At 41.4% G+C, this 26,756-nt stretch carries 32 protein-coding genes and 1 riboswitch; of the genes, 14 read left to right on the forward strand and 18 right to left on the reverse strand.

The annotated features are described in order from the left end of the window. Positions 1 to 25 precede the first annotated feature (25 nt). Positions 26 to 1,642 (reverse strand): long-chain fatty acid--CoA ligase, encoded by a 1,617-nt coding sequence (locus ACFWE9_RS17410; RefSeq protein ID WP_377357876.1) that lies wholly within the window; start codon positions 1,640 to 1,642, stop codon positions 26 to 28. A gap of 278 nt (positions 1,643 to 1,920) precedes the next feature. Between ACFWE9_RS17410 and ACFWE9_RS17415 the strand changes: the two genes are divergently transcribed. Next, the gene (locus tag ACFWE9_RS17415; RefSeq protein ID WP_377357878.1) at positions 1,921 to 2,799 is read left to right on the forward strand and encodes a dimethylarginine dimethylaminohydrolase family protein; all 879 of its coding nucleotides are present in this window, start codon (positions 1,921 to 1,923) and stop codon (positions 2,797 to 2,799) included. Positions 2,800 to 2,929: 130 nt separating this feature from the next. Here ACFWE9_RS17415 and ACFWE9_RS17420 read toward each other — a convergent pair whose 3' ends face one another. From ACFWE9_RS17420 to ACFWE9_RS17465, 10 genes are all read right to left on the reverse strand, one after another. Continuing rightward, positions 2,930 to 3,415, reverse strand: coding sequence for an HIT family protein (locus ACFWE9_RS17420; protein WP_230158489.1), 486 nt, complete (start codon positions 3,413 to 3,415; stop codon positions 2,930 to 2,932). 142 nt (positions 3,416 to 3,557) lie between these two features. Next, complete coding sequence (locus ACFWE9_RS17425; RefSeq protein ID WP_377357881.1) at positions 3,558 to 3,953, reverse strand: hypothetical protein; 396 nt, start codon at positions 3,951 to 3,953, stop codon at positions 3,558 to 3,560. 192 nt (positions 3,954 to 4,145) lie between these two features. Further along, positions 4,146 to 4,787 carry a HoxN/HupN/NixA family nickel/cobalt transporter gene (locus tag ACFWE9_RS17430; RefSeq protein ID WP_377357883.1) on the reverse strand — a complete coding sequence of 214 codons (642 nt, stop codon included), beginning with the start codon at positions 4,785 to 4,787 and terminating at the stop codon, positions 4,146 to 4,148. Between the two features lie 14 nt (positions 4,788 to 4,801). Further along, entirely contained in the window at positions 4,802 to 5,617 is an 816-nt protein-coding gene (locus ACFWE9_RS17435) for an urease accessory protein UreD (protein ID WP_377357886.1), read from the reverse strand. Further along, positions 5,614 to 6,231, reverse strand: a complete 618-nt coding sequence (gene ureG, locus ACFWE9_RS17440; RefSeq protein ID WP_377357887.1) for an urease accessory protein UreG — start codon at positions 6,229 to 6,231, stop codon at positions 5,614 to 5,616. Before ureG ends, ACFWE9_RS17435 begins: the two co-directional genes overlap by 4 nt. A gap of 50 nt (positions 6,232 to 6,281) precedes the next feature. After that, on the reverse strand, positions 6,282 to 6,968 hold the full coding sequence (locus ACFWE9_RS17445; protein WP_377357889.1) for an urease accessory protein UreF: 687 nt from the start codon (positions 6,966 to 6,968) through the stop codon (positions 6,282 to 6,284). Beyond that, positions 6,961 to 7,407 carry an urease accessory protein UreE gene (gene ureE, locus ACFWE9_RS17450; protein ID WP_377357891.1) on the reverse strand — a complete coding sequence of 149 codons (447 nt, stop codon included), beginning with the start codon at positions 7,405 to 7,407 and terminating at the stop codon, positions 6,961 to 6,963. The genes ACFWE9_RS17445 and ureE overlap by 8 nt, the downstream gene beginning before the upstream one ends. 9 nt (positions 7,408 to 7,416) lie before the next feature. Beyond that, positions 7,417 to 9,126 (reverse strand): urease subunit alpha, encoded by a 1,710-nt coding sequence (gene ureC / locus ACFWE9_RS17455; RefSeq protein WP_377357893.1) that lies wholly within the window; start codon positions 9,124 to 9,126, stop codon positions 7,417 to 7,419. Between the two features lie 4 nt (positions 9,127 to 9,130). Continuing rightward, positions 9,131 to 9,445, reverse strand: a complete 315-nt coding sequence (locus tag ACFWE9_RS17460; protein ID WP_230158465.1) for an urease subunit beta — start codon at positions 9,443 to 9,445, stop codon at positions 9,131 to 9,133. Positions 9,446 to 9,460: 15 nt separating this feature from the next. Beyond that, the gene (locus ACFWE9_RS17465; RefSeq protein ID WP_230158458.1) at positions 9,461 to 9,763 is read right to left on the reverse strand and encodes an urease subunit gamma; all 303 of its coding nucleotides are present in this window, start codon (positions 9,761 to 9,763) and stop codon (positions 9,461 to 9,463) included. Between the two features lie 308 nt (positions 9,764 to 10,071). On the opposite strand from ACFWE9_RS17465, the gene ACFWE9_RS17470 reads away from it, so the two are divergent. Further along, positions 10,072 to 10,521, forward strand: coding sequence for a DinB family protein (locus tag ACFWE9_RS17470; RefSeq protein WP_230158455.1), 450 nt, complete (start codon positions 10,072 to 10,074; stop codon positions 10,519 to 10,521). A gap of 300 nt (positions 10,522 to 10,821) precedes the next feature. Further along, positions 10,822 to 11,124, forward strand: a complete 303-nt coding sequence (locus ACFWE9_RS17475) for a hypothetical protein (RefSeq protein ID WP_377357896.1) — start codon at positions 10,822 to 10,824, stop codon at positions 11,122 to 11,124. 93 nt (positions 11,125 to 11,217) lie between these two features. Here the strand turns inward: ACFWE9_RS17475 and ACFWE9_RS17480 are convergent, their stop codons facing one another. From ACFWE9_RS17480 to ACFWE9_RS17490, 3 genes are all read right to left on the reverse strand, one after another. Next, positions 11,218 to 11,472, reverse strand: a complete 255-nt coding sequence (locus ACFWE9_RS17480; RefSeq protein ID WP_230158451.1) for a transcriptional regulator SplA domain-containing protein — start codon at positions 11,470 to 11,472, stop codon at positions 11,218 to 11,220. Between the two features lie 137 nt (positions 11,473 to 11,609). Next, positions 11,610 to 12,476, reverse strand: coding sequence for a Cof-type HAD-IIB family hydrolase (locus ACFWE9_RS17485; RefSeq protein ID WP_230158449.1), 867 nt, complete (start codon positions 12,474 to 12,476; stop codon positions 11,610 to 11,612). A gap of 149 nt (positions 12,477 to 12,625) precedes the next feature. Continuing rightward, positions 12,626 to 12,982: a YlbF/YmcA family competence regulator gene (locus ACFWE9_RS17490; protein WP_230158447.1), complete on the reverse strand. Its 357-nt coding sequence runs from the start codon at positions 12,980 to 12,982 to the stop codon at positions 12,626 to 12,628. Between the two features lie 674 nt (positions 12,983 to 13,656). Here ACFWE9_RS17490 and ACFWE9_RS17495 point away from each other — a divergent pair. The 6 genes from ACFWE9_RS17495 (at position 13,657) to ACFWE9_RS17520 (ending at position 19,212) form a co-directional block, all read left to right on the forward strand. After that, a complete protein-coding gene (locus ACFWE9_RS17495) occupies positions 13,657 to 15,018 on the forward strand; it encodes a YheC/YheD family endospore coat-associated protein (protein WP_230158445.1) in 1,362 nt (453 codons plus the stop codon). Positions 15,019 to 15,033: 15 nt separating this feature from the next. Then, positions 15,034 to 16,104, forward strand: a complete 1,071-nt coding sequence (locus tag ACFWE9_RS17500; protein WP_230158443.1) for a YheC/YheD family endospore coat-associated protein — start codon at positions 15,034 to 15,036, stop codon at positions 16,102 to 16,104. A gap of 3 nt (positions 16,105 to 16,107) precedes the next feature. Beyond that, a complete protein-coding gene (locus ACFWE9_RS17505) occupies positions 16,108 to 17,475 on the forward strand; it encodes a YheC/YheD family endospore coat-associated protein (protein WP_230158441.1) in 1,368 nt (455 codons plus the stop codon). After that, positions 17,472 to 18,668: a YheC/YheD family endospore coat-associated protein gene (locus ACFWE9_RS17510; protein ID WP_377357900.1), complete on the forward strand. Its 1,197-nt coding sequence runs from the start codon at positions 17,472 to 17,474 to the stop codon at positions 18,666 to 18,668. The genes ACFWE9_RS17505 and ACFWE9_RS17510 overlap by 4 nt, the downstream gene beginning before the upstream one ends. Positions 18,669 to 18,731: 63 nt before the next feature. Further along, a complete protein-coding gene (locus tag ACFWE9_RS17515; RefSeq protein WP_230158437.1) occupies positions 18,732 to 18,935 on the forward strand; it encodes a YheE family protein in 204 nt (67 codons plus the stop codon). Positions 18,936 to 19,023: 88 nt separating this feature from the next. Beyond that, positions 19,024 to 19,212, forward strand: a complete 189-nt coding sequence (locus ACFWE9_RS17520) for a hypothetical protein (RefSeq protein ID WP_356714367.1) — start codon at positions 19,024 to 19,026, stop codon at positions 19,210 to 19,212. Positions 19,213 to 19,379: 167 nt separating this feature from the next. Here ACFWE9_RS17520 and ACFWE9_RS17525 read toward each other — a convergent pair whose 3' ends face one another. Beyond that, on the reverse strand, positions 19,380 to 20,204 hold the full coding sequence (locus tag ACFWE9_RS17525; RefSeq protein ID WP_230158433.1) for an MBL fold metallo-hydrolase: 825 nt from the start codon (positions 20,202 to 20,204) through the stop codon (positions 19,380 to 19,382). A 252-nt stretch (positions 20,205 to 20,456) separates the two neighbouring features. Continuing rightward, positions 20,457 to 20,563, forward strand: a riboswitch (SAM riboswitch). Between the two features lie 68 nt (positions 20,564 to 20,631). On the opposite strand from ACFWE9_RS17525, the gene ACFWE9_RS17530 reads away from it, so the two are divergent. The 5 genes from ACFWE9_RS17530 (at position 20,632) to ACFWE9_RS17550 (ending at position 24,341) form a co-directional block, all read left to right on the forward strand. Then, a complete protein-coding gene (locus ACFWE9_RS17530) occupies positions 20,632 to 21,648 on the forward strand; it encodes a methionine ABC transporter ATP-binding protein (RefSeq protein ID WP_230158430.1) in 1,017 nt (338 codons plus the stop codon). Beyond that, a complete protein-coding gene (locus ACFWE9_RS17535; RefSeq protein WP_230158428.1) occupies positions 21,635 to 22,303 on the forward strand; it encodes a methionine ABC transporter permease in 669 nt (222 codons plus the stop codon). The genes ACFWE9_RS17530 and ACFWE9_RS17535 overlap by 14 nt, the downstream gene beginning before the upstream one ends. Before the next feature lie 48 nt (positions 22,304 to 22,351). Beyond that, positions 22,352 to 23,173, forward strand: a complete 822-nt coding sequence (locus tag ACFWE9_RS17540) for a MetQ/NlpA family ABC transporter substrate-binding protein (RefSeq protein WP_377357904.1) — start codon at positions 22,352 to 22,354, stop codon at positions 23,171 to 23,173. A gap of 71 nt (positions 23,174 to 23,244) precedes the next feature. Continuing rightward, on the forward strand, positions 23,245 to 23,619 hold the full coding sequence (locus ACFWE9_RS17545) for a dehydroquinate synthase/iron-containing alcohol dehydrogenase family protein (RefSeq protein WP_377357906.1): 375 nt from the start codon (positions 23,245 to 23,247) through the stop codon (positions 23,617 to 23,619). Then, a complete protein-coding gene (locus tag ACFWE9_RS17550) occupies positions 23,568 to 24,341 on the forward strand; it encodes an iron-containing alcohol dehydrogenase family protein (RefSeq protein WP_377357911.1) in 774 nt (257 codons plus the stop codon). The genes ACFWE9_RS17545 and ACFWE9_RS17550 overlap by 52 nt, the downstream gene beginning before the upstream one ends. Before the next feature lie 407 nt (positions 24,342 to 24,748). On the opposite strand, the gene ACFWE9_RS17555 is transcribed toward ACFWE9_RS17550, so the two are convergent. The 3 genes from ACFWE9_RS17555 to ACFWE9_RS17565 form a co-directional block, all read right to left on the reverse strand. Beyond that, complete coding sequence (locus tag ACFWE9_RS17555; protein WP_377357913.1) at positions 24,749 to 25,171, reverse strand: GNAT family N-acetyltransferase; 423 nt, start codon at positions 25,169 to 25,171, stop codon at positions 24,749 to 24,751. A gap of 334 nt (positions 25,172 to 25,505) precedes the next feature. Next, the gene (locus ACFWE9_RS17560) at positions 25,506 to 26,543 is read right to left on the reverse strand and encodes an NAD-dependent epimerase/dehydratase family protein (RefSeq protein WP_230158420.1); all 1,038 of its coding nucleotides are present in this window, start codon (positions 26,541 to 26,543) and stop codon (positions 25,506 to 25,508) included. Then, positions 26,540 to 26,756: aconitase family protein (locus tag ACFWE9_RS17565; protein ID WP_377357908.1), on the reverse strand; the 217-nt coding region annotated here is incomplete at its 5' end. The genes ACFWE9_RS17560 and ACFWE9_RS17565, both read right to left, overlap by 4 nt.

Below are 26,756 nucleotides of genomic sequence, written 5' to 3' on the forward strand. Positions count from 1 at the left end.
GTTATAATTAAATATATATACCCTATTATTTTTTGATATATTTATCCTGAAGCTGTTCTCGCAAAGCCCTTTTCAAGAACTTCCCAACACCCGTTTTCGGAATATCATCCAAAAAGGCCACTTCATCAGGCAGCCACCATTTCGCAAACTGTGGCTTTAAAAATTCGATGATGTCTTCTTGGGACACTTGCCCCTTATATGCTTCCTTCAAAACTACACAGGCAATCGGTCGTTCCTGCCATTTTTCATGAGGCACTGCAATGACTGCAGCTTCAAAGATACCTTCATGGGCCATTAATGCATTCTCTATATCTACGGAAGAAATCCACTCGCCGCCGCTTTTAATCAAGTCCTTAGTCCGGTCGACGATTTTCACGAATCCTTCCTCATCTATCGTGACAACATCCCCGGTATAAAGCCAGCCATCTTTAAATGTATCCTCGGACCGTTCATCTTTAAAATACTCATTCGCTATCCAAGGACCCCTTATAAGCAATTCGCCCATTTCTTTTCCATCAGGTTTTACTTCGCCATCCTGACCAATCACTTTAATCTCAATCATTGGCGAGACAAGGCCTTGCTTGGCCTTCAACTCATAAAGTTCTTCTTCGGGGAGGTCTTCCTGATAGCTTTTTGGTTTGGAAACAAAGACGAGCGGACTTGTTTCAGTCATTCCATAGGCATGAAGGAATGGAATCCCATACTTTTGTTCAAACGTTTTAATCATGCTTTTTGGAGCAGCCGACCCTCCGCATAAAACAGCGCGAATGCTGCTCGTATCATAGCTGCCTTCTTCCAGCTCCTTCAATAATCCCAGCCAAATCGTCGGGACTCCTGCTGCAATTGTGACCTTCTCCGTTTCAATAAGCTCGGCCAAAATTTTCGGGGTGAAATAGGGTCCCGGCAAAACCATTTTAGTTCCAAACCAAACGCTGGCAAAAGGCATGCCCCAAGCATTTACATGGAACATTGGCACGACTGGAAGTGCCACATCCCGTTCGCTTACTGCCGTAGAATCGGCAAGCCCCAGTGCAATCGCATGCAGCAAAATCCCGCGGTGTGAGTAAACCACACCTTTTGGATTGCCGGTCGTGGCGGAAGTATAACATATGCCAGCTGGAGCATTTTCATCTAATTCTTGGATGAATGGCTGTTTTGGATTCCCTTCCGCTAATAATTTTTCATAATGATAAATAGGTGAAAGGGACGTTTCAGGCAGCTCCTCTTTATCCGTCATTATAATATATCCTTCCACCGTCGTTAACTCATCTTTAATCGATTCCAGCAGGGGGATGACATCGGGATCTATCAGTAATAATCGATCTTCCGCACTATTGACGATATAAGAGACATGTTGTGGGGACAGACGCATATTAATCGTATGTAGGACAGCACCATGACAAGGAATCGCAAAATAGGCTTCTAAATGCCGATGATGGTTCCAGGCAAGTGTTCCAATACGGTCACCTGTTTTAATACCGAATTTTTCAAGATTGCTTGTTAGCCTTCTTGTACGCTCAGCAATCTCGGCATATGTAAAAGTGTGAATACCACCATCCGTACGCGAAACTACCTCTTTCTTCGGAAAATATTTTTCAGCTCTCTCAATGATTTGAGTCATGATCAATGGAGTATCCATCATTACAATCTCCCCCTTATAATGAAAACGTCTTCATTATATATTCGACCAGAAAAAAAATAATCCTTTTTCCCTAGGAACGTTTTACAATTATTTTGAATCCAGCTTTATATTATAGATATTTTCACATAAGAAAGGGGAGCTCAATCAAACTTTCTTGCATCCGACAGTTAAATGAAGATTAACAAGACCATTCTTTTTAAACGTGCAATTTTTTATGTTTCTTTCTAGAAAAAAGAGGTAATAGTAAAGATACAATAATATTTAGAGGGAGCTCATGTATGGTAAACCAGATAAACGATGAACTAGAGGCTTATTGTTCGAGTGAATATTCAAAGCTATCACGGGTGATCGTCTGCGAACCTCGTTATATGGAGATTCGCGATATCATTAACGAAACACAAAAAGAGTTTAAGGAAGAGAACATCGATCAAGCACTTGCCTTGGAGCAACACGCCCGCTTTACAAAAGCACTTGAACATGAAGGCATTGAAGTCATTAAACTACCGCCTAAATCTACATATCCAGAACAAGTCTTTACTAGAGATATCGGTTTCACTCTTGGCAATACCGTATATGTCGCTGAGATGGCTACAGATATCCGGCAGGGTGAAGAACTTATATTGAAATCTTGGCTCGAAACGAATGATATCCCATTTTTCAACCTCCAAAAAAATCATATAGAGGGCGGGGATGTCATCATTGATGGTAAAACCATCTATATCGGAATCAGTAATAGAACGGATGAACCATCCATCAAGCATCTCCAAACGTTATTACCTGAATACGATATCATTGCGGTTCCTTTCATTGAAAAATTCCTTCATTTAGACTGCGTTTTCAATGTTATATCGCCAACAGAAGCGCTTATTTTTCCAGAGTCCTTTACAAAAAAAGAGTTGGATTTATTATCTTCTCGTTATGAGGTCATTGAAGTGACTAAAGAAGAACAATTCACATTAGGAACCAACGTGCTTTCCATTGGAAATAAAAAATTATTCAGTCTCCCATGTAATGAACAAGTAAATCGCCAACTTCGTGAACGTGGATATGAAATCATTGAAGTCGATATAAGCGAAATCATCAAGTCCGGAGGCTCGTTCCGTTGTTGCACCATGCCTTTATTGAGGACAAAGACTAAAACGACTGGACTAGCCTAGAGCTGAAGGGAAGATTTCACCGGACTGCTGTATGAAAGTCCGGTTTCTTTCTCCTTTTTTAAATAAGGTGTTATCAAACTTTCATATAGATTTTTTTATGGGAAATCACACATCTTTGGAACAGGAAGGATTAAGGGTTTAGTTCTTTTTTTAATGCCTCGATACCATCCATTACACTTTTTACATTTTCAACATCATTCAATCTGTTTCTTGCATGCAGCAAAACCGGTCTAACTGATTCCACCGAACGTCCAAACTCGTACATCCATTCATATCGAGGAACCATCCAAATATGAAAATGGTGGGTAGTATCCTCATTGTAAAAATAATAAACATGTTTTATCCCCAATATTTCCCTTTGAGCTTTTCTAATCTTGGATAATAAGTTTATGTAATCAATCTTTTCTGGTTCATTTAGTTCATCAAAGCACTTAATATGTCGTTTAGATGCTAAAATAACTAAACCTACAATGGGATATGCGACGTCTTGGTGAGCATGAAAATATTCAGATTCGACTATTACACCACCCTCGACTTCTACTTCCCCACTTGTCAAAGCACAGCTTAAACATTCAACTTCCACCGTTTTTCCATTAGATAAAGTAATTTCCCTCATAAGTCCCCCTAAAGATTACACCTTAAAAAGCCGGCTACGTTAAATAACTCTAACTCTGTTGATATTCGGGCACATGAGAGTTCTAAATACAATAAAAAGATGCTTGTCTGGAATTTTGAAAGTACGGATCTTCTCCTTTTCATTAATGCAGCAGTCTTAATAAAGTTTCAGAATCCTTTCTGTTTAACTGTACATACCGGTTATGTTCATCGCGCGTCAATTCAACCAAATGTTTATCGGGATTAACCCAAACATAATAAACGGCTATTTTACCTTCATTTTTATCATCATTAAAATAAAAGATGAAATCCGCCTTGGGACGGCCCTTCTCCCACTTGAATTCGGTCCAATCAGCCTTCTCTATTATTTCTTTTGTTTTTTCTGTTCTTTCAACTTCTATCTTTTCTTTATATGCTTCGAATATATAGGTTTTACCTATATATTTTTGAATGGAGATATGTTCTTGCTTTGTTGAACAACCTGCAGTTAACGATATTGATAATAGGAAAAGCGCTAGTAGAAATGATTTCCTTTTCAATACATGTCATCTCCTTATACCTGGATGGATTAATTATCCAATTTATTTCATTATACTAGTCAACTTAAATGAGTAATAGGATTGTTTATTTATTATTAAGAAAATCGCAAAATCGTTTTAGCAACAAAAAAACCCTCAAGCCTTTGACTTGAGAGTCCATGATTCCATATCCCTTGTGCATTCAGCCTGGATTCAACTAAACCAAACTGAAAATAGTTTCTCATTGATACCCAAATTGTACATATAATAGATTCCGAAAACCATGCTTATCACACCTGTCAACCGGATGAGTGAACGATTCACTTTTTTAGAAATAGTACTTGTGACAAAGGGGATGCTTAAAATCGTCGTGAACAGAAGCATGCCTATGCATGTACCAACACCAAATATGATAATGTAGATCGCGCCTTGCCATGCTGCATCTATCGTACCCATTGTAAGAAGGACCATTGCGGCACTGCCGGCAAGTCCGTGGACAATTCCTACAAACATGGATTTCAGATAGGTAGCCCGGCCTGTATGATCATGTTGCGTATTATTCCAAGAAAAAATCGTCGTGACACCTAAATATACCAACATGATTCCCACAAGAAATTCCAATGACATTGCCCAGGCTTGCGGAATTTCATTTTTCAAAAGGATCAGGATGACACCGAACACCAATAGAGTAAGTGTGTGGCCAATTCCCCAAAATACGCCCGCAAGTGATGATTTCCATATTTTCTTGCTTTGGCTCGCAATTGTAGAAACGGCAATGATATGATCGGGTTCAAGGGCATGCTTGATCCCTAATACAAATCCAAACGCTAAAACCAACAATAAATTCATTTCCATGAACCCCCTCTTTTCTAATATTTACGATAAAAAATGGCATCCTCGCGCAGGACCCTCCTTCGGAAGAGTTCCTCACAAACAGAAAATACTTTTTCAATCTGCTGGGTTTGATTGGCCAATACCCGCAGCATCAAACCGCGTATTGGCAGCCGAGAATAACCTATTCTAACATTGCATCTTAACGGGGAAAGCATTTCATCGAGTTCGGCCATGATTTCCCCATCCACCCCTTCATGTATCAATAATAATGAGCCGAAATGGCTATATCCCTCCAATAGGAGGACAGAGTCCATCTCGTCGGAAGGATTCAGAAGCAAGTTGTCCATGATCAGTCTTTTCCCATCAAGGAACACGTTCATTTTGGAGCGGATCCAATCATATGTAAATTCTGTCTTACTCTTTGACCAGCCCGGTGTAAAAATATCCGTCAGCAGCACCCCTGCTCCGCTGTCCATATGTATCGTCGTATCCTGAATGTATCGAGCTGACTCATAAGCAATTATGGGGTCCTGCACATAGGTTAAGAAACTCCCCTTTTTTAATACCATCTCAGTTTCCTGCCTTGCCGGCTCGCCCATCGTTTTGTATACCTTTGTCGCCGACTGTGTTGTCAAGGTCATTGTAGATCCTTCTTCCAAACAAAAAAGCTGATGGTACCTGTCACCACCGACATATCCGCCCCCAACATGAATGAGAAAATAAGTGGGTGCAAGTTCATCAAGAAACACTGGACGGGACAACTTGAATGCCCCGTCGGAATAACTATCCTTCACTATTGTACGATCATTTTTCAGTATCGCCCTTAAGCGGATGCTGCCTGTCCAACTCACTGCTGAAGACCTACAAAAAACGCCTCTGACTTTATCCAGTTCACGACATCAGTCAATCCCTTTTCGTCTTTTAAGTTAGTAAAAAAGAAAGGTTTGTCCCCTCTCGTCCTTAATGTATCCCGTTTCATCACTTCCAGGCTTGCTCCTACATAAGGGGCCAAGTCCGTCTTATTAATGATGAATAAATCCGATTTAATCATTCCCTGGCCACCTTTTCGGGGGATTTTCTCCCCTTGTGCAACATCAATGATATAGATTGAAAAGTCAACGAGTTCAGGACTGAAGGTGGCAGCCAAATTATCACCGCCGCTTTCCACAAAAATCAAATCCAGTTCCGGATGGAGTTCCATCAATTCATCAATGGCCGCAAAATTCATCGAAGCGTCCTCACGTATCGCTGTATGCGGACAGCCCCCGGTTTCCACACCAATAATCCGATTTTCAGGAAGTACACCATTTTTCATTAAAAACAACGCATCTTCCTTTGTATATATATCATTCGTTACGACTGCCATGCTGAAGTCATTTTTCATTACCCGCGTCAACTTCTCGACAAGCATCGTTTTTCCAGCACCAACCGGGCCGCCTACACCAATTTTCACAACGTGTTTCATCTATAAACGATTTACCTCCATAGGAAGCAAACCTTTCACCTCTTTTCTAGTTAACTCATAAATAGTCTTACATGTAATTGCTCATGCCTCATTTGCGCGATTTCCAACCCCGGCAATGTCCTCCCGAGTTCATCCTCCGGAAGTCCTTTAATAAATCCTACGGCAGTCTGGATTTCCTCATGCGTCCATAACAACAAGGATTGTCCCGCTGTCTGACCCAAAGGGATTCCCCTTACTGCATTTTGGATTAGTGAGGAAACGGCTGCATACAAGCAGGCATGAATGGCCATTTCCACAGAAAGATTCAGTTCGGTACAAACAAGCGCAAATACAATGGCCGGATGTCCATAGCATTGTTTTCCATGGATTTTCTTCAAGTATGCCGATAATTCTTCAGATGGATATAAGTTCGAGCATAGTTTAGCCATCTGCTGCCCAATTCTTTTGGAAGCTTCTCTGGATTCCCGGGCGGAACATGCAGCATAAAGCAACTCATCCAAATCCCATACGCTTTCAGCCCTATGACTTTTTATGAATTCATAAGCAAGTCGGCAGCCCAGTCCATCTGTATAGGTTAATGATTTTGAAATGTATACCTTCAAAAACTCCTTTAATGAAGCTGCATGATGAATCTTCCCCTCTTGAATGTAAGTTTCCATCCCGAATGAATGGGAGAACGACCCAGATGGAAAATTGGAATCACAAAGCTGGATCAACGGAAACAAACGTTCAATCATGTGAATGGCCGATATGGCGGAATGCCTGCTTCACCTTTCTCTTTTCACGGCGAAACGGTATTTCCAGTTCCATCAAAAGCTCTTCAACTAAATAATCATATTGAACAAGCATTTCATCACCATCGAATTGGGCTGGTAAGTGGCGATTTCCCAATTGATGCGCTATATCACCCATCTGCCCTAGAGTCGTAGGCGAGATCGTTAAAATATCGTCATCTAGCGTTTGGATCACAATCATATTTTTATCATCCATATAAAGGATGTCTCCATCCATCAAATCCTTATTTTCTTTAAGGCGAATCCCAATTTCATTGCCATGATCCGTTTTAACCCTTAGAATCCGTTTTCTTAATGCATCGCTTTCCAGATAAACCTTTTCCATATGTTTTGCCTTTTTTTCAACAAACTCTATATTCCCCAAAATCTCTTCAACTATCATGCTATCACCTCAGAATAAAAAGTATCGTTGCGCCATAGGCAGGATATCCGCAGGCTCACACGTAATTAAATCCCCATCCACCGTCACTTCATATGTTTGCGGATCAACTTCTATGACGGGGGTCTCCCCGTTTAACTTCATATCTTTTTTTGTAATATTTCGAATATTCGAGACAGTCTTCACTATTTTTTTCAAACCCAGGTCTTCATGAATTCCCGCTTCATATGACGCTTTTGATAGGAACGTAATCGACGTACTCGTAACTGCCTTTCCAAAACTTGCAAACATCGGGCGGTATAACACGGGTTGAGGCGTCGGAATCGAAGCATTTGGATCTCCCATCATACTGTGCGCGATCATGCCCCCTTTTAGAATCATGTCCGGTTTAACCCCGAAAAAGGCAGGATCCCACAGCACCAGGTCTGCGAATTTCCCTTCTTCCACAGATCCGACTACATCAGAAATCCCATGTGTAATTGCAGGATTTATCGTATATTTGGCAATATAACGCTTAACGCGGAAATTGTCCCCTTCCCCTGCCTCCTCCATCATTTTCCCACGCTGCTTTTTCATCTTATCGGCTGTCTGCCATGTTCGCAGTATGACTTCCCCTACACGCCCCATCGCTTGGGAATCAGAGCTGATCATGCTGAAGACACCCAGGTCATGCAGAATGTCTTCAGCGGCAATCGTCTCTTTTCTTATCCGGGAATCGGCAAAAGCGATATCTTCCGGAACGGATGGATCCAAATGATGGCATACCATCAGCATATCCAAATGCTCTTCCAACGTATTGATGGTGTATGGACGGGTTGGGTTCGTCGAGGACGGGAGTATATTCGGATAGCTAGCCGCCTTGATGATATCAGGGGCATGCCCCCCGCCCGCTCCCTCAGTATGATAGGTATGAATGACACGGCCGTCGATCGCTCTGATCGTATCCTCGACGAAACCACCTTCATTAAGCGTGTCTGAATGAATCGCCACTTGAACATCGTATTCCTCAGCCACCATTAAACTTGTATCGATCGCTGCAGCCGTCGTGCCCCAATCTTCATGTAATTTCAGCCCGATCGCACCAGCCTCTATCTGCTCAGCAAGCGGTTCTTTTGCCGAGGAATTGCCTTTGCCTAAAAAACCGAGGTTCATGGGGAAATGATCTGCAGCCTCGAGCATTTTATGTATATTCCAAGCACCCGGTGTACACGTCGTGGCGTTCGTTCCCGTTGCAGGTCCGGTTCCCCCGCCGATCATCGTCGTGATTCCGCTTGACAGCGCAGTCTCGATTTGCTGCGGGGCAATGAAATGGATGTGGGCATCAATACCTCCAGCGGTGACGATCTTTCCATCAGCTGCAATTATTTCGGTAGCGGCCCCTATCACCATTGTCACCCCATCCATCAATAGGGGGTTTCCCGCTTTTCCGATCGCTGCGATATTTCCATCCTTCACGCCAATATCCGCTTTATAAATGCCGGTATAATCGATGATGATCGCGTTTGTGAATACAAGATCCATCACCTCATCTCTTGAAGCGGTCGGATGTTGGCCCATACCATCACGGATCACCTTACCCCCGCCAAACTTCACTTCATCTCCGTACTTGGTAAAATCCATTTCCACTTCTATGAAAAGCTCGGTATCTGCCAATCTAATTAAATCTCCTGTTGTCGGACCAAACATGTCGGCATATTGCTTACGTGACATTTCATGACTCATATTTTCACTCCCTATCAAGCGGACCATTCGTTTTATTGCTTAATCCATAAACTTCCCTCATCCCACTGAATGGAACCAGTTCGATTTCCTTGGCATCCCCCGGCTCAAAACGGACGGCTGTACCAGCAGGAATGTTCAACCTTTTCCCAAAAGCATCCTCACGAGTAAATTCCAAACCGAGGTTCACTTCATAAAAGTGAAAATGTGAGCCAACCTGTATCGGACGGTCTCCCCTGTTGATAACGGTTATGACCGTTGAAATCTTACCTTCGTTACATACGATTGGTTCTTTTTTCAAAATATATTCACCTGGTATCATGGCCTCGCCCCCCCCTCACTGAATCGGATCGTGAACAGTCACAAGCTTTGTACCGTCCGGAAACGTCGCCTCGACTTGAATATCATGGATAATCTCAGGGATACCTTCCATTACATCTTCACTTGAAAGAATCGTCCTTCCAAATTGCATCAATTCCGAAACTGATTTACCATCCCTTGCCCCTTCCACAATTTCATAGGTAATCAAGGCAATGGATTCCGGATAGTTTAATTTCAAGCCGCGATCTTTTCGCCTTCTTGCCAAATCTGCCGCCACTACAATCATTAACTTTTCCTGTTCCCTTGCTGTTAAACGCATGCCCTCTCTCCTTTTAACAATCTAAACCACCTAATATTCCAGGTACCCCCCACTAAGTCCAGATGCATCTCACACAGATTTAATTACGGTTATTATAATTCGCCTCTATATGCTCATTATATTTACATAACTACGTAAGATTACATAACATCACTTTAATTATAATGAATTATCTGACAATTACAACCCTTAAAATAAACTTAATTGTCCCTCTTTTGAAAAGGCTTAAATTTGATAATATTGAAACGCCCTTGCTATAATTCCAGGAGATACTTTTTTTAAATAATAGATTGAAAGGGGAATGTATAATGAATTATGTAAAAAATCAGCTGACAGTCATGCGCCGAAGTCTTTTAAGAGAAATCGAGGGAGTCAATCCTGAGTTTATGGATGTGCAGCCTGAAGGTTTTAATAATACGATCCACTGGCATCTTGGACATGTTCTGACTGCAGCGGAAAAATTTTTATTGAACTCCAACAGTAATTTGCCTGCTAATTACAGCCAGCTATTCGGATATGGTTCAAAACCAGCCAAATGGACCGGGGATGTACCTTCCGTAGAAGTATTAAAGCAACAGTTGCAAGAACAGCTTGTTCGACTTCTTGAAATTCCAGAAGAGAGCTTGACGGAAAAAGTAGCACAACCTTTCCAAGGAATGGAAACAGTGGGGGAATTCATTAATTTCGCAGTCCTGCACGAAACGAATCATATTGGACAAATTCACGCAATGAAACTTTTCATTCAATCTACTAACTGATAAAGCCACAAGCTGCCGCTCATTTTGCATCCTAAATGAGTGGCAGTTTTTTATTAATAAGGACCGGATTTAAAAGGAGAAGTTACTGATGTGAATTCCTCATAGAAGTGCTTTTCACATTTAGAGGCAACTTATTCGAATGGATGGCACCTTGCTTTTACCGGGGAAAGTTCTAACTTGACCATCCTCAAATTCACCAGTCAAATACACTGTTTTATTCCCTCCAGGCACTAGCCATGTGAGATTGTGCGTTCACACAAAAGTTTCATGCTTTTTCACGTGTATTTGGAGCGTTTATTCGTGAGTTTCATGCTTTTACTCGTGAATTCGGAGCGATTACTCGTGAGTTTCATGCTTTTACTCGTGGATTCGGAGCGTTTACTCGTGAATTTGGAGCGTTTACTCGTGAATTTCATGCTTTTACTCGTGAATTTGGAGCGTTTACTCGTGAGTTTCATGCTTTTACTCGTGAGTTCGGAGCGTTTACTCGTGAGTTTCATGCTTTTACTCGTGAGTTTGGAGCGTTTACTCGTGAGTTCCATGCTTTTACTCGTGAATTCGGAGCAAATACTCGTGAATTTGTGCTTTACCCATGAGTTTTGAGCATTCCCTATGTGCTCCGCCCCATAAACTAACAGGAGCCCCCGCTTCTAAAGCGAGGGCTTTCTTTTGTTCCTTCTCCAAGAAAACGAACCTTCAAGTCATCTGGTCATGGTTATCCATGTAGTCGCTATACGCTTTTTCGGCAGCGGCTTCGGAAGTGAACAAAGCATCATCATCTTCAATCGTATGGAATGTATCGTTCAGGAACAACGCGACTGCATTGGGATTTTTGGGATGTGGGACAATCTCCGCGGCCCTTATATTCGAAACGGTTGGAACATGTGGGTTGTTATAAATCACAAACACCTCGTCACCGACTTGTACCTCTTTTGCATTGATTACACCCATTTGGAATTCTTCCTTTCCTTTACTAAATTTTCTTTAGTTTATGGAAAGGTGGTTAGAATTATTTATGGAAAATTACTAGTCCAAGGGAATCGGAATTATGCAAAAGAGACTCCTTCTATATGAAGGAGTCTCATCATTCACTTAAGCATATTCATCTTCTGCAAAAAATCGATAGGATGCTGTTTCCGGAAAAATTCCCTCAGCATGTAAGCAACACCATCTTGATCATTGGAGCGCGTCACCCATTTTGCCACTCGCCTTACTTCTTCATCCGCGTTCCCCATGGCCACACCGAGACCAGAACCAGCTATCATTTCCATATCATCCAATCCATCTCCAATCGAGACGATCTCCGTTCTTTTCACCTCTAAGTGGTCGGCTAAATACAATACACCACTCCATTTTGAAACTCCCTTTGGAACAACTGTCATCTTATGGCCTGGATGTAAGATCGCGTCTACCTCCGGGAACATTTCCTTTATTAACTTCGACATATCATTTTGGTCACTTTGTTCTGAAAATATTATATCTATTTTCGTCGGTGCCATCGGTTGGTCAATAAGCTCTTCACTGATATCATCCACATAATTTTGAGCATAAATATTTTGATCATTCAAATACATCACCGTTTTGCCAAGTAAATTCTCCGGAAGGTTCACTCGATTGCCAAGCGAGTATTTTTCATGAATGAGCAAAATTTGGCACGTTGTCTTTTCTAGCATTTGAACGAGCTCCGCAGTCAGTTCTTCTGATATTCTTTTTACCATTATGGGTTTTTCAATGGAAGCTCCGACAAATGCTCCTTGCTGGGCGACGATCATTGGATTTATTTTTAAGGCTTTGGCCACTTTTTTTGCGGAGTGATAGTTCCTTGACGTCACAAGTGCAACATGGACACCTTTTTGGTGCACATAATCGATTGCTTCTTTAGTCGATTTATTTAATCGGCCATTCGACTGGAGCAATGTCCCGTCGATATTGACCGCAAGTAGACGATATACCATGCTGATCTCCCCCATCTGTAATATCCTCTTTAAAATTTATGACTAAAATTTAGAGAGTAGAACAAATAGTAGTTCACGACCCTTGCATACGATGCTTTTCGGACAGAAAAAAACTCCCAACCATATAGAGGCAGGGAGTCTTCAACAGCTTATTGCTGTTGCTCAGGCAAGCCGTATAAATCTTCAAGCGGCTTCATGATAATTTTATTAAGATCTGCGATGACCATACTCATCCGTTGTTCAGCTTCCATCAATTGTGAAATGGTTGGGTTTTGTTGGACAAGCTGTACCGTCTTTTGTGCTTGCTCAACCTCTTCAGGTGCAATCTCCTGTCCCATCATTTGCTTTTGCTGCAATGCCATCTGCAGATTACGGAAGTTTTCAAACATTCCTTTTGTTGCTTCATCAGAATTGACAAGATCATATAAACGATTCAAGTCAGCATATTCATTACTTGCCCGAATCGCCTTTTCCATTTCATACGCTGCATCATATACGTTACTCATTTATTTCCCCTCCCGGTAATCATTGTATTCCTACACCTTTTCCACTATAACAAATCCGATTGCGAATTACACGTCATCCTAATAAAACAGTTGAAATAATCCGATATTCCCACCAAGCAACGCCCCTAGGTATGGAATTTTCGACAATTCGTTTAAAGAACGACTCCTTGTAATCTCCGTTTTGCTTGTAGAAGAATGCTTCAATCCTAATTACTCAAGCACTTGAGCTGTACTTTTTTCCATGGACAACGCTTTCTTTACTTCTGCCTGAACGAAAATTTTCATATTCTGTATAGAGCATCATTTACGACTTTATGTTGAATGACCTCTTTGCGTGATTAAATGATCAACGACCAACTTGCCTAACCGATTATGCTACCTTATTCTGTTACTTGCTCATCAGCCCTGGTGTTAACGGCACTGCTTCCCAAAAATATAGATGGATTGCTAGCTCAAATCAGCATCTGCAAGGCAATATATGAAGCCTCCCATTAAGCTAACATCCATAAACGGGATCTTTATTCAAAACTCATCCATGAACTTTTTCCTTTTATCGCTTGAAATAAAGGGCTTAATGACACCTTCTAATTAAAAAAACATAGAATGTGATATCCACTTTTGCCCATCATTTTATTATTAAAGGACTTCAAACTTAGTGCAAACGGGGAATTAATATGAACCTTAACCATCAGAAAGTTTTCATAACGGTAAATCCTGCGGTGACTAGAAAGAAGGCGCTACTGTTTATCGAAGAAAAACTATTTGAGGAATGGGGCCTTCAATTTGGAGAACCCGTTACGATCCAGGCTGGATGCCGTTCCGTTCCTGTTCTTGTCCAACCATTCCCTTCATCCCAGCCGACACTGAAACTTTCTTATGATATGAATCAAATGTTGTCCCTGCCTGCTTTTTCGGATCCAATCTCCGTCTCATTTCATGCGGAAAGAAGGTCAATTACAATTGGTCCTTTCTTGGCGACACTTATGAACCAGCCCGCCTTGCAAGACGGGACATTAGGCGAGATGGAGAAATTTTATCAGGAAATGAATTCGTACTGTATTCAACAGGGGATCCCCTTCTATTTAGTTAAATTACAGCCTCTTGAAGAAGGAGTAGTAGAGGGATATTTGTCAGAGCAAAATGGTTGGCAACCGCTAACACTTCCCATTCCAGATGTACTTTATAATCGGATACATTCACGCAAACTTGAAGTATCACATTCATTCGAGCTGTTTAAAACTGAACTCGAGGCACGGTCGATACCAATGTTCAACGGAAGGTTCCTTTCCAAATATGATGTACATGAACTGCTGCTATTAGAAAATGCGTTGCTCCCCAATTTGCCTGATACGATTCTTTTTAACGAGAAGGAACCCTTCTTGACATTTATAGAAAAGCATTCGGTCATCTATTTCAAACCGGCGTCAGGCAGTCAAGGCAGGAATATATACAGATTAACGCAAGTTTCTGGAAAATGGAAAATCGAACACTCTGGAAATATAGAGGATGTGCATTTTGCAGACACGGATGAAAAGTTGTTTACAACCTTAAAAATTTTTTCCAGAAAACAAGCCTACATCCTTCAAAAAGGGATTTCCCTATTCGAAACGGATCAAAGAAAGGTTGATTTCCGCATACTCCTCCATCAGAATGATGAATTTCAATGGAAAGTTTCATCGATGGTTGCCCGGATTGGAGATCCTGGTACCATCGTTTCCAATCTAGCACAAGGGGGTTTAATGAAAAACGGCTCGGATTTTCTAAAGGAAGTTTTTGACCATCAGGAAGCTATCCGTATGTATCAAAAGCTGATAAAGTTGGCTAAAAATACTGCCCAGGCTTTGGTTGAAAACCATGACGATCTATTCGGGGAGTTAGGGATTGATTTAGCTCTAGATTCCGACACCCACCCATGGATCATCGAAGTGAATTCGAAACCATCGAAAAAATTTCAAGGCAACTATGAAACTTTTCGTCCATCAGTAAAATCCATCATAGACTTCATGCTTACCCTTAACCGCGAAAACCATCCATAAAGGAGTTGCTAGCACGTGTTAATTGGATTAATGGTCACGTCGGATACACATGAAAATAACTACTTCACCGAAATAGCCAAAACGGCTAAATCCTTCAATATGAAAGTTTGTAAATTCACACCGGAAAATATTGATATGGAATTAAAGAAAGTGCGTGGCGAGCGTTTTGATGCTGAGAATGAAACGTGGATTCCTACATCTTTTGATTTACCCGATTTTGTATATGACCGCTGTTTCCATGGATTATCGCGCGAGACAACCGAAACGCGGGATAAAATCGATTGGTTAAAAGATCATTCTAATTTCTTGGGGCTCGGCCTTCCTGGAAAGTGGGAAGTTTACCAAATCCTAAAAAAACATCCCCTGCTACAAGCATTTTTTCCAGAGACCTTTCAAGTAACGACATCTGAAGATATTATCGGTCATTTGGAACGCTTGGATAAAGTCATTATCAAACCTGAATTCGGTGCGGGCGGTACAGGAATCTATCTACTTACAAAAACCGAAGAAGGCACTTTGGTATCCATGACGAAGAAAGGCACCAAATACGACCGCCCATTCACCTCTACATCTCAGCTGAACAAATGGCTTCAGCATTTATTAAATCGATACCGTTACCTTTGCCAGCCATATTTGGAACTTCGCAATCAAAAAAACGAACCATTCGATTTGCGGATTTTACTTCAAAAAAACGAAAAAAATCAATGGATGGAACGGGGCCGCGGCATTCGCACGGGACAAAAAGATAGTATAACTTCAAATTTGGCCACTGGCGGGGAAGCCATTTCATTGGATATTTTCAACAAAAATAATCCGGAAGCCATTACGATTGCTGTCGAACAAAAGATCCAGCATATCCTTCGTACACTGCCTGCAGAAACCGAAGCTGTCTCTAAAAGACTATTCGAGTTGGGAATTGATCTAGGCATCGATAAAAAAGGGCAAATATGGATAATGGACATTAACTCGAAACCTGGCAGGAAAATCATTCAGATACTACAGCCGGAGACCATGAAAGATATTCATCGCGCACCTTTACAATATAGCCAGTATTTAGCCGAACATCTTCAGAAAGCAGGTGAATAAAAAGTGAGAAAGACTTATCCTGCAGAAATTGCCGCTAGCCCTGGAAATGTCCTCTTCTACCCTTCAGAACTTGGAGATTTGGCAGAGATTGAATTAATCTATTTCGGACAACATTCATGTCCTGCCACAGTGAAACAAAACCCGGCCATAAATCAATCAATCGTCCTATCGGAAAGTCTCGCGGAATCGCTTAAATTCGATCACACCGATATTCCTCTTCATTTATTCATTTACGGCAAAAGCATCCATATCGGACCGCTGGTCGGAATTTTTTCTTCAGGCTTCACCGGCCTGTCCAACAAACCGCTAGGGGAAAGATCGGATTTTTTCTCAAAGCTCCTTTCCCTGAGCAAAACAACTGGCTGTATCCCCTTTGTTTTCGGAGAGAATGTAATCAATTGGGATGAGGAGACAATCAAGGGATATGTGTTTGAGAACGATAACTGGCAAATTGATGAATTCCCTTTTCCAAATGTCATTTATGACCGTCTTCCCAATCGTTTAACGGAGAACCGGGACGGACCTAAAGAAGTGAAGCAAAAATTCCAAAAAGAATATACCATTCCATGGTACAATCCAGGTTTTTTCAATAAATGGGATGTAAATGAAAGGTTATGTGCGGATGATCGGGCCCTGCCTTATTTACCGGAAACATATCCATTTCAATCCATATCTGTGATAGAAACCCTTCTTTCCCACTACCGCCAAGTTTATATAAAGCCCATTCATGGCAGCTTGGGTCTAGGCATTCACCAAATTCTTTACGATAAGCATGATGATGTTTATTATTGCCGCTATACAAATGAAGCAAAGGAAAATAAATTGCAAAAGTTTTCCACACTTGAATCCATCGTTAAACATATCTTTCATGACCGACCGCTTGAAAATCTTATCGTGCAGCAGGGCATTCCGTTAATACGATCCGAAAAGCGCCCAGTGGATTTCCGCGTTCATACGAACAAGGACAGTAATGGAATATGGCAGGTAACCGCCATCGCCGCTAAAATAGCCGGTACCGGCAGCGTCACGACCCATATTAAAAGCGGCGGGGTCATCAAAACGATTGCTGAACTTTTCGGAGATGACGCTGAAGCAAAAGAAGTCGAGAGAAAGCTCTCGGAAGCCGCACTTGTTTTAAGTGACAGTATTGAAAAGCACATGGACGGAATCATCGCAGAAATTGGATTTGATTTTGGATTGGATAAAAAGGGGCAGGTTTGGATGTTTGAAGCAAATTCGAAACCGGGACGTTCCATATTCTCGCATCCAAAACTCAAGGATTTTGAATTGTTAACACGAAAGCTAAGCCTGGATTACGCCATTTATCTTACGGAACAGACGATTACAAATGCCATCAGTGTGCAGCGATGAATATTTTTTACGATATCCCCTCTGAATCTTGGTACCACACCCAAGAGAATGTAGAACTATTCGCCGGCGCTGCCGCAGAAGAAATCGGCTATAAAAAGGACCATTTGAATCAAACACTATTTCCAATCACGGTATTTCCCGTTTCCAGGATGCTCGTCGTTGGAATATTGACTTCTTTCAATCCCAAAAGGGAATCAGGTTTAGGAGGAAACTTGACCCTTTTTCGGGATTTATCGTTATATTTATTGAAACACGGAATTTTGGCCTATGCATTCACAGGAAATGCCCTTCATTCGGAGCCATTGAGAGGATATGTCTTTTCCTCCGAAACAAACAAGTGGATCGAGTGCAAGATGCCGCTCCCTGACATTATCTATAACCGGATCCCATCGAGGCGCTATGAGTCATCCGGTGAATTCGAACGAATCATCAACCACATCAAAGAGCACCGAATGCTTCTATTCAACCCCTGTTTTTTAGATAAATATGTAATGTTTGAAACATTAAGAGAAGATGAATTCCTTTCCAATCACCTTCCGCCCACGACATTGCTGCGAAACGGCGAATGCCTCAATGTTTTCCTGGATACCCACAAGCATATATACCTAAAACCTTGCAAAGGAAGCCAAGGGAAGGGCATTTATACCATCATCAAAAATCCTGATGGTACACTTTTGTTCAATAGCTTAAAACATGGTGAATCCTTTCCGGATTTCACTTCATTCTGGGAAACTCAAAAAAGGGATTTATTAAAAAGAAGCTACCTTGCTCAACGGGCGATCATACCAAAAAAACTTCTTGGTCATCGTTACGATTACCGGATTCTCGTCCATTATGAAAAGGGATTTTATAAAGTGACTGGCAAAGCTGTAAGGATGTCACAAACACAGGAAATCACTACCCACACTCCGAGAGGGGGTAAGCTTTTCCCCTATCAAAGCCTGCAATCAAGAAGTTTGGATTTAAACTTGGCGAATATTGCTCAAAAATGCGGAGAGATTCTTTCAAAAAAAATCGGATTTCTTGGAGAGTTTTCCATGGATATAGGCGAAGATGAATCGGGCTTGCTCTTCATATACGAAGTGAACTCAAAGCCCATGCAATTCGATGAAGAGGAAATTGAAGCCAACCGACTTTTACATTTAAAAAATCTTTTCATTGAATTAACTTTTTCCAACCTGACAATAAAATAACACCTCCAGCTGTCGTTTTCCATTATAATTAAATGAGAGACAGCATATATGGAGGTAATACATATGATCACTCATTTTCAATGGGCACCACTGCATAAGAATCTCCCAGGATGGAAAATTTCCTTTTACTTCAACAAGCAGGCAGTCCAAGCTTTGTATCATAAAGATGGATCCATCGAGTGGACAGTAAACAAGCCTTCCGAAACAGATGAAACCAAACTCAAAAGCATGATCCATGACTTAATGGTCTTCCATGTATATGAATGAACCCACCCTTTTACATTCATGAAATCCCTAAACTGAATAAAAAAACCTCCTTTGCCTAAACTAATGAAAAGGCTAGGAGGGATTTATTGTGGATAAAGAAAAAATGACATTTTTGAAGGATACCGAATATGAAGGCAAGAACTCCGCTTTCTTAGACATCGACCGTTACATCAATGAAGGACTGGCTGGTGGAAATGTTTATTCAGCTGCTGACCTTCAAAATATTGAAGAAGCACATGATTTTCATGATGAAACCGATCCCAATGTCAACAACTAACGATGGTGGGTTCTCTTTTGGAGAGCCCACTCCTTTATCTTCATCTCCATATCGAGAAAATCTGCTTGCACTGCATTCCCCCTTCATAAAGTCCTTCTTTTATAAATCATTCAAATTCTTGAATGACAAATAGAAAACATGCAGTCAGACAATTAAACGGATTTCATTCAAATTATCCCATTCTCCCTCGCACTCAAAACATTTTCGTTTAATATCGATGTAATGATATGCTCTGAATCCCATTCATGGTCAGATATCTCGATAAGGGGATAGCGATTAGGTAAAACGACTTGCTGTATTTCATGAACGGTCAGTCCTTGATCATGTAAACGCAAAATTTCACCACGTAGGTCTTCCAAATAATCAAGTTTTTTTCGAAACATTTCCTTTCCATCGGGAACATGCCCCGCATGACAGCAAAAAACATCCTTAAAGTCATATTGGAGTAATCTTTTTATGGAATCGATGATGACCGGGACTGACTCTTCCCTTAGGACAAGCTTTGTTTTTGGTGTTACGAAAAGATCTCCTGAAAAGAGCATGCCATTACTGTGATTCAAAAACACCATATGGTCTTTCGCATGACCAGGAGTAAAAATCGGCTCCCACGTTTGGGTACGGGAATGAATGGTCTTCCCTAGCGGCTCAGCTTTAAAGGCATCTCTCTTCCCCCAAAATTTTTTGCGATATTCAGGATATTCAGCATCCCTCGCACAAACATCGACCGACATCGGATGAATGAATATCGGGACCTGCTTATGTTCCTTTATCCAGGCTGCTCCCCCCGTATGGTCCTCATGATAATGTGTAAGGGCCACTAAATCGAAATCGGCAGTCTCATAGAATGGAATAAGTTCCTCCAACAAAATCTGTGCGCCCGTATCAATCAATAGACCATCCGTTACAAAGACATAGACACTCATCCCCGATTTGACCCCACTTGGAGTCCCGTGCACACAAACCACATCATTTACCGTCTTGATCTCTATCATGCATTGCCTCCCCATCATTGTAAAAAATAGTTTATCTTTTTCACATTATTACAATAAATGTATTATCTCTTTACACTTTTGACAAGGAAATAATGGAATTATCCACCTGGAAGTAAAGACATGAAAATGGCATCGTAACCATTTAGACAGGCAAAAAAATTATTCTAAAATTACAGAATCGATTGACAATGGAACAATTAACAAATAATATAGATTATATTAAAAAACTTGAAATATTCCAAAATAATAATTTACTTATCAAGAGTGACGGAGGGATCAGGCCCTGTGATGTCCGGCAACCGCCCCAATTGGGAACGGTGCCACTTCCTGCAGAATGATTGCATTCTGAAAGATAAGACGAGATATAATTTCGCTGCCTCTTTCTGAATGATGGAGACAGTTTTTTTATGTTTAAGGGGGAAGGTTCATGATTGAAATCCGTTCGGTCCGAAAGGAATACATCTCGAAAAAAAACCGAGTTATCGGAGTGGATAACGTATCTTTGACCATTCAAAAAGGGGAAGTGTACGGAATTGTCGGCTACAGTGGAGCCGGAAAAAGCTCATTACTCCGCTGCTTGAATTTGCTTGAACGTCCGACAGGAGGAAATATCATCATTGACGGGATTGACTTAACAACTTTATCAAGCAAAGAGCTCCGTAAACAACGTCAAAAAATCGGAATGATATTTCAACACTTTTCTTTGGTCAGTTCCAAAACCGTTTTTGAAAATGTTGCTTTCGCCTTGAAGGCCGCGCACCAATCGAAGGCTGCCATCAGGTCACGTGTATTGGAACTATTGGAGATCGTAGGGCTCAGTGATAAAAAAGATGCCTATCCGGCCCAGCTTAGCGGTGGCCAGAAGCAACGGGTAGGCATCGCACGCGCCTTAGCAAATGACCCTACTGTACTATTATGTGATGAAGCGACTTCAGCCCTAGATCCTACAACGACTAAAGCGATTTTACAGTTATTAAAAAAGATAAGTCGGGAGCTTGGGATCACCATCGTGCTGATTACACATGAAATGGAAGTGGTCAAAGAACTATGTCACCGAGTAGCCGTCATGCAGGATGGCCGAGTAATAGAAGAGGGTTCCGTTTATGAGATCTTTTCACAGCCTAAAAAGGAGTTAACGAAGCAATTCATTAGCAGTGTACTGGATTTCGAACTTCCCACACATTTGGTTGAAGAGAGTAAAGGGACGATCATCAAAATTCAATTCGAAGGGCAAACAGCCGGTGAATCGATTCTTTCGGATACTCTCCAATCCCATTCAGTAAAGGGTAATATCTTGCACGGTAAAATTGAGTATATTCAGGATATCCCATTTGGGATCTTGATCATTGAATTAATTGGTGAAGCCGAACAAATTCATTCGGCATTGGAATATATAAAGAGTCGTTCCAGCTCTGTGGAGGTGTTAAAACATGTCACTGATTGAATCCATCGTCAATATTTTACCGGATCTTAATAAAGCCTTTATTGAAACGATTTATATGGTCGGGATTTCCCTTGCGATAGCCCTTCTTATCGGTTTACCACTTGGCGTGTTACTGTTTACGACGACCAGGAATTTATTTTTTGAAAATAGCGTCGTGAATCGATCTCTCGGTTTTGCAGTCAATATAGTCCGTTCCATCCCTTTCATCATTCTCTTGGTGGCTCTCCTTCCTTTAACGAATCTGCTAACTGGATCAACGATAGGGCCAAAAGCGGCTTCTGTTTCCCTATCCGTATCCGCGATACCTTTTTTTGCAAGGATCGTTGAATCGGCATTGCGTGAAATAGACAAAGGAGTGATCGAAGCTGCCATTGCCGTGGGTGCCACTCCATGGATGATCATTAAGGATGTACTTCTTCCAGAGGCAAGACCGGGAATCATTCAAGGGCTTACATTAACGACCATTTCACTTATCGGTTACTCAGCAATGGCAGGGACAATCGGCGGAGGGGGAATTGGGGACCTGGCCATCCGGTACGGGTATTACCGTTATGACAACACGGTCATGATCACGACGATCGTCGTGTTGATCTGCCTTGTACAAATCATTCAAATGGTCGGTGACAAAGTTTCATACTTAGTGAACAAACGATAGAATCACTCATTTTTCCAATGATTCAATACATTTCAGGAGGAATTTCATATGAAGAAAATAGCTTCATTATTATCAGTCTGTGCACTCGCTCTTGGCTTGGCAGCTTGCGGAAGCGATGATGCATCACCAAAAACGGAAGACAAAAAAGAATTGAAGATTGGGGCGACTACCGGGCCCTACGCCGACATGGTTAAAGAAGCCATCAAACCAGGTTTGGAAGATCTCGGGTACAAAATAGAAATCGTTGAATTCACCGACTATATCCAGCCGAATAAATCGCTTGGCAACAACTCGATCGATGCCAACCTATTCCAGCATAAAGTGTATATGGATAACTTCGCTAAAGAAAATGATTTAAAGCTTTCTGACCTTATCATAGTTCCTACAGCACCAATGGGTATATACTCTAACAAATATAAATCACTGAAAGAAATTAAAGACGGTGCATCCCTGGCAGTGCCTAATGATCCAGTAAACCTTGCACGTGCATTAAAAGTACTGGTTGATGAAAAGCTGATTGAAGTCGATCCAAATGTCGATCCTTTAAAAATATCTGAAAAAGATGTAACGAAAAATCCAAAAAACATCCAATTCAAACCATTGGAATCCGCTCAATTGCCACGGGCAACAGACAGTGTTGACCTATCTGCGGTACCAGGCAACTTCGCTCTTGCAGCGAAAATGGAACTCCAGGATGCCCTTGTTTTAGAAAATATGCCGGATATGTATCGAAACGTTGTCGCAGTGAATACAAAGGATGTTGACACTCAATTTGCCAAGGATATAAAATCCGTAGTAGAATCCGACGAATTTGAAAAAGTGATTGATAGCAAATTTGCCGGCTTCGGAAAACCAAATTGGATGAAGTGATCGACCAACCACAATAATCGAGGCCTGTTTCCCTTTTCTGGGAACAGGCCTAAACATTAAGGAGAATAAATATGAATTCCCTACTGGAAGTCCGCAGCGGCCCCGCCTATTATGCCTGCAGGGCAAATGTTCTTGACACGCTGGACGCAAAACTGAGTAAAGGGAACATAGGCAAAGTACTCATTATTCATGGAGAAAAATCATGGAAGGCTGCTCAACCCTTTTTTCCTTCATTAAAAAATATTGAAACCACATTCTTCACATACAGCGGGGAATGCAGTGACTCAGAAATTGAACGCGTCCAGAAGGCCGCTCTTGAATTAGGTGTGGATGCATCGGCGGCGGTAAGCTGCTCGACCTCACCAAATCGGCTGGAAACTCGATTCATAAGGATATCATCCTCATTCCAACTCTGGCTTCCACCTGTGCTGCATGGACACCTCTAAGTGTCATATATGATAATGATGGTTCATATGTTCGTTATGACATTCATGAAAGAAGCGCATGGATGTTACTTATCGAGCCAGAAATACTATTGGATTCCCCCATTGCCTATTTACGGGCTGGAATCGGTGATACATTGGCGAAATGGTATGAAGGCAATGCACTCGTGGAAAGACTAGCAACCAAGTCCGTCTGTATTGAATTGGCGCACATAGCCGCAAGGCAATGCCAGGAAATTTTATTGACACATGGCGAGGAAGCCCTAGAAGATTTAAAAAAGGGTAAATGGACAGATGCACTAAAGCATGTGATTGAAACGAATATCGTCACAAGCGGTCTAGTTGGTGGCTTTGGTGACCAGTACCTGCGCATTGCAGGTGCCCACTCCATTCATAATGGAATGACTTCCATCACGCAAACACATCATTTGCTTCACGGGGAAAAAGTGGCATATGGCATTTTAGTCCAGCTATTGTTAGAAGGGAAATTCTCAGAAATCCAACATTTACTGCCATTATACAAGGCACTTAAACTGCCGATGACATTATCTGATATTGGTCTGAAGATTGAAGACAAAGCGGAACTTCAACAAATTGCAGCCATCTCTGTCCAAGAAGGGGAAGGCATTCATCTTCTATTCCCTGATATTAGCCAGGAAAAAGTGACAGCAACCATGGAAAACCTTGAAATCCTTACAAACCATGCAAGCAAATCCATAAACTAAAAAAACGATGGGGTTTTACCCCATCGCCTCAGTTTGTAGACAAAAGAGGTTCCATCAATGTTAAAACAAAGTTGATTGGAGCAGGTGTACGAGACTCCTGCTTAGAATACGCGTCCAAGGGAGAGACCCCGCAGGCGCAAAGGCGCCGAGGGCGGACTGCCCGCGGAAAGCGAGTGCCTGGAGTGGAAATCACAGTCTAAAACGATGGGGAGATTCTTATCAAGACCTAAATCGTAAAAAATCATAAAAAATAAGGGATGATACATATTAAACATGACTAATATGTATCATCCTTTTTAATTGTTTAACAATCGTGCCCTAGTGCGGAAGATCATTATTGAAAGAAAACATCCTTTAGTTGAAAATAAGGGATACTAAAAATTAAAGAGTAACATCCGTACTGCCTGTCAATGTCTCAAGGCATCATAAATCGAATAATCCACTTCACCTGAAATATTTTCCATACTATTTTCACACAACTCCATAGCCATCAGATTCTCCTCAGAAGGTGGAAGATTTTTCTTGGACGCATATATTCCGAATTCAGTTGATGTTCTAAATCCAAAGCGTTGATAGTAACGATAATCTCCTTCAACAATTATTCCCTTATATCCCATTTTAGCAGCAAATTTAATTCCTTCCTGTAACATATACTTACCAACACCCTGACGTTGATGATTAATTGCTACTGAAACTGGTGATAGCATCAATATCTCATTTTCATACTTATTACTAATCGGAAGTTTTGAAAGGATAAAATGTCCTATAATCACACCATCTTCTTCAACAACTAAGTCAAGCTGGGGAATGTAATAGTGTTTTTCTCGGATTTCTCATACTAAAGCTTTTTCAGCTACTCCGTCCGAATAATTGGTATTTTTGAATATCTCATATACAAAGCCTTCAATAAAACTATATTCTTCTTTATTAACTAATCTTATTTTCATTAATACACCTCCAATGTACATTTACAATTTTACTAAGAAAAAGCACAACTCATGCTGCAGAAACGTGCCCTTTTGTATAAGACTTCCGAAGTTATAGGATGTTTTAAGTATTCTGGAAAATAATTATTACCATTCGTTTTTACAAATAATGTTCACCCTCTTTTATAGGGTTACTTTCAAATGTTATTCCTTCATAATCTGGAATATAAAGAAGGTTTTAACCAACTGTCTGTTTCCATAATCGAAGGAGGTCACTTTCAAGTTGTCTATGAATACCTGCTTTTCTTTCAGCAGATCCTGAACGATTCTTTTCCCAATCCCAAATATCTTCGAGGGTTTCTGAAAGAGGACGGAAGGATAGTCCATTATTGATTGCCTTTTTGTTATCGACAGCCAAAAATCCATTCAAGGGTTCCTTAGCTCCTGGTAAAGGGAATTCCTCTGGTATCCATAAAGGCATTTCTCCCCACGGCTCTACTTTATTGTCCAATAAAAACTTTTCAGATACCCATGTAAAGGTAGCACCACTTCTTGTTACCTTTTTGCATTCTTCAAGTAATTGTCCCATAGTGAGAGTATAATCTGGTCCAACGGCGTTAAATGTACCTGTTATACTTTTTTCTATCATTTGAATGATCCACTGAGCTAAATCCCTTACATCGATAATTTGGATTGGACGACCTGGGCGTCCCGGGGATAAAATTTCTCCCCCTTCCGCTATTCTTTTAAGCCAATATGGTAATCGGTCGGTGTAATCGTATGGACCTACTATTTGGCCAGCACGAATTGACAAGACTTTCCCCGGTAGCTCTTTTTCAGCTGCTTTTTCGCTCAATGATTTTAGCGGACCATAATATTCACCATATATTGGTCCAGCTGTACCGTGGGTGATTTCTTCTACTTTTTTTTCATTTAGTGTATGAACCTCTCCATTTTCATCTATGCCAGGTTTGCTAGGATCCTTATAAGCTGAGATACTTGAAATATATGTATAATGTTTAACATGATTAAGTAATCTGCAAGATCTCGATACAGTTCTAGGGATGAAACCAGATGTGTCAATGACTGCATCCCATTGTTTTCCCTTTAACATCTCGAGATCCCCATCGCGGTCCCCTCTTACCTGTTCTATTTCGCGAAAAACATCAGGGTTGCTTCCACGATTAAAAAGTGTGACATCATGCCCTTTCTCCAGGCCAGCCTTAACTAAATATCTGCCTAAAAACCGTGTACCTCCCAATATTAAAATGTTCATACGATCTCCTCCCCTTTAACGATACTCCTTAAAGCATACGCAATAACCGACAGCGGCGCGCCCTGGCCGGGGTTGGTGCCCCAGGTGACGAACGGGGCCAGCTCGGCGGCGTCGATGACGACCTCCGCGTCGAACTCGGCGTCGTCGTCCGTGCGCAGGGTCCGCCAGTACTCCACCGCGGCGTCCCAGTCCGCGCCCTGCGGGGCGTGGTCC

The sequence above is a fragment of the Peribacillus sp. NPDC060253 genome (assembly GCF_042727425.1).
Classification (GTDB): Bacteria; Bacillota; Bacilli; order Bacillales; family DSM-1321; genus Peribacillus.

What these genes read in the sequence shown, in the direction of transcription:
- ACFWE9_RS17410 (WP_377357876.1), bottom strand. Translation starts at nt 1,642, where the DNA reads ATGATGGATACTCCATTGATCATGACTCAAATCATTGAGAGAGCTGAA.
- ACFWE9_RS17415 (WP_377357878.1), top strand. Translation starts at nt 1,921, where the DNA reads ATGGTAAACCAGATAAACGATGAACTAGAGGCTTATTGTTCGAGTGAA.
- ACFWE9_RS17420 (WP_230158489.1), bottom strand. Translation starts at nt 3,415, where the DNA reads ATGAGGGAAATTACTTTATCTAATGGAAAAACGGTGGAAGTTGAATGT.
- ACFWE9_RS17430 (WP_377357883.1), bottom strand. Translation starts at nt 4,787, where the DNA reads ATGGAAATGAATTTATTGTTGGTTTTAGCGTTTGGATTTGTATTAGGG.
- ureG (WP_377357887.1), bottom strand. Translation starts at nt 6,231, where the DNA reads ATGAAACACGTTGTGAAAATTGGTGTAGGCGGCCCGGTTGGTGCTGGA.
- ACFWE9_RS17445 (WP_377357889.1), bottom strand. Translation starts at nt 6,968, where the DNA reads ATGATTGAACGTTTGTTTCCGTTGATCCAGCTTTGTGATTCCAATTTT.
- ureE (WP_377357891.1), bottom strand. Translation starts at nt 7,407, where the DNA reads ATGATAGTTGAAGAGATTTTGGGGAATATAGAGTTTGTTGAAAAAAAG.
- ureC (WP_377357893.1), bottom strand. Translation starts at nt 9,126, where the DNA reads ATGAGTCATGAAATGTCACGTAAGCAATATGCCGACATGTTTGGTCCG.
- ACFWE9_RS17460 (WP_230158465.1), bottom strand. Translation starts at nt 9,445, where the DNA reads ATGATACCAGGTGAATATATTTTGAAAAAAGAACCAATCGTATGTAAC.
- ACFWE9_RS17465 (WP_230158458.1), bottom strand. Translation starts at nt 9,763, where the DNA reads ATGCGTTTAACAGCAAGGGAACAGGAAAAGTTAATGATTGTAGTGGCG.
- ACFWE9_RS17470 (WP_230158455.1), top strand. Translation starts at nt 10,072, where the DNA reads ATGAATTATGTAAAAAATCAGCTGACAGTCATGCGCCGAAGTCTTTTA.
- ACFWE9_RS17480 (WP_230158451.1), bottom strand. Translation starts at nt 11,472, where the DNA reads ATGGGTGTAATCAATGCAAAAGAGGTACAAGTCGGTGACGAGGTGTTT.
- ACFWE9_RS17485 (WP_230158449.1), bottom strand. Translation starts at nt 12,476, where the DNA reads ATGGTATATCGTCTACTTGCGGTCAATATCGACGGGACATTGCTCCAG.
- ACFWE9_RS17490 (WP_230158447.1), bottom strand. Translation starts at nt 12,982, where the DNA reads ATGAGTAACGTATATGATGCAGCGTATGAAATGGAAAAGGCGATTCGG.
- ACFWE9_RS17495 (WP_230158445.1), top strand. Translation starts at nt 13,657, where the DNA reads ATGAACCTTAACCATCAGAAAGTTTTCATAACGGTAAATCCTGCGGTG.
- ACFWE9_RS17510 (WP_377357900.1), top strand. Translation starts at nt 17,472, where the DNA reads ATGAATATTTTTTACGATATCCCCTCTGAATCTTGGTACCACACCCAA.
- ACFWE9_RS17515 (WP_230158437.1), top strand. Translation starts at nt 18,732, where the DNA reads ATGATCACTCATTTTCAATGGGCACCACTGCATAAGAATCTCCCAGGA.
- ACFWE9_RS17525 (WP_230158433.1), bottom strand. Translation starts at nt 20,204, where the DNA reads ATGATAGAGATCAAGACGGTAAATGATGTGGTTTGTGTGCACGGGACT.
- ACFWE9_RS17530 (WP_230158430.1), top strand. Translation starts at nt 20,632, where the DNA reads ATGATTGAAATCCGTTCGGTCCGAAAGGAATACATCTCGAAAAAAAAC.
- ACFWE9_RS17535 (WP_230158428.1), top strand. Translation starts at nt 21,635, where the DNA reads ATGTCACTGATTGAATCCATCGTCAATATTTTACCGGATCTTAATAAA.
- ACFWE9_RS17540 (WP_377357904.1), top strand. Translation starts at nt 22,352, where the DNA reads ATGAAGAAAATAGCTTCATTATTATCAGTCTGTGCACTCGCTCTTGGC.
- ACFWE9_RS17545 (WP_377357906.1), top strand. Translation starts at nt 23,245, where the DNA reads ATGAATTCCCTACTGGAAGTCCGCAGCGGCCCCGCCTATTATGCCTGC.
- ACFWE9_RS17560 (WP_230158420.1), bottom strand. Translation starts at nt 26,543, where the DNA reads ATGAACATTTTAATATTGGGAGGTACACGGTTTTTAGGCAGATATTTA.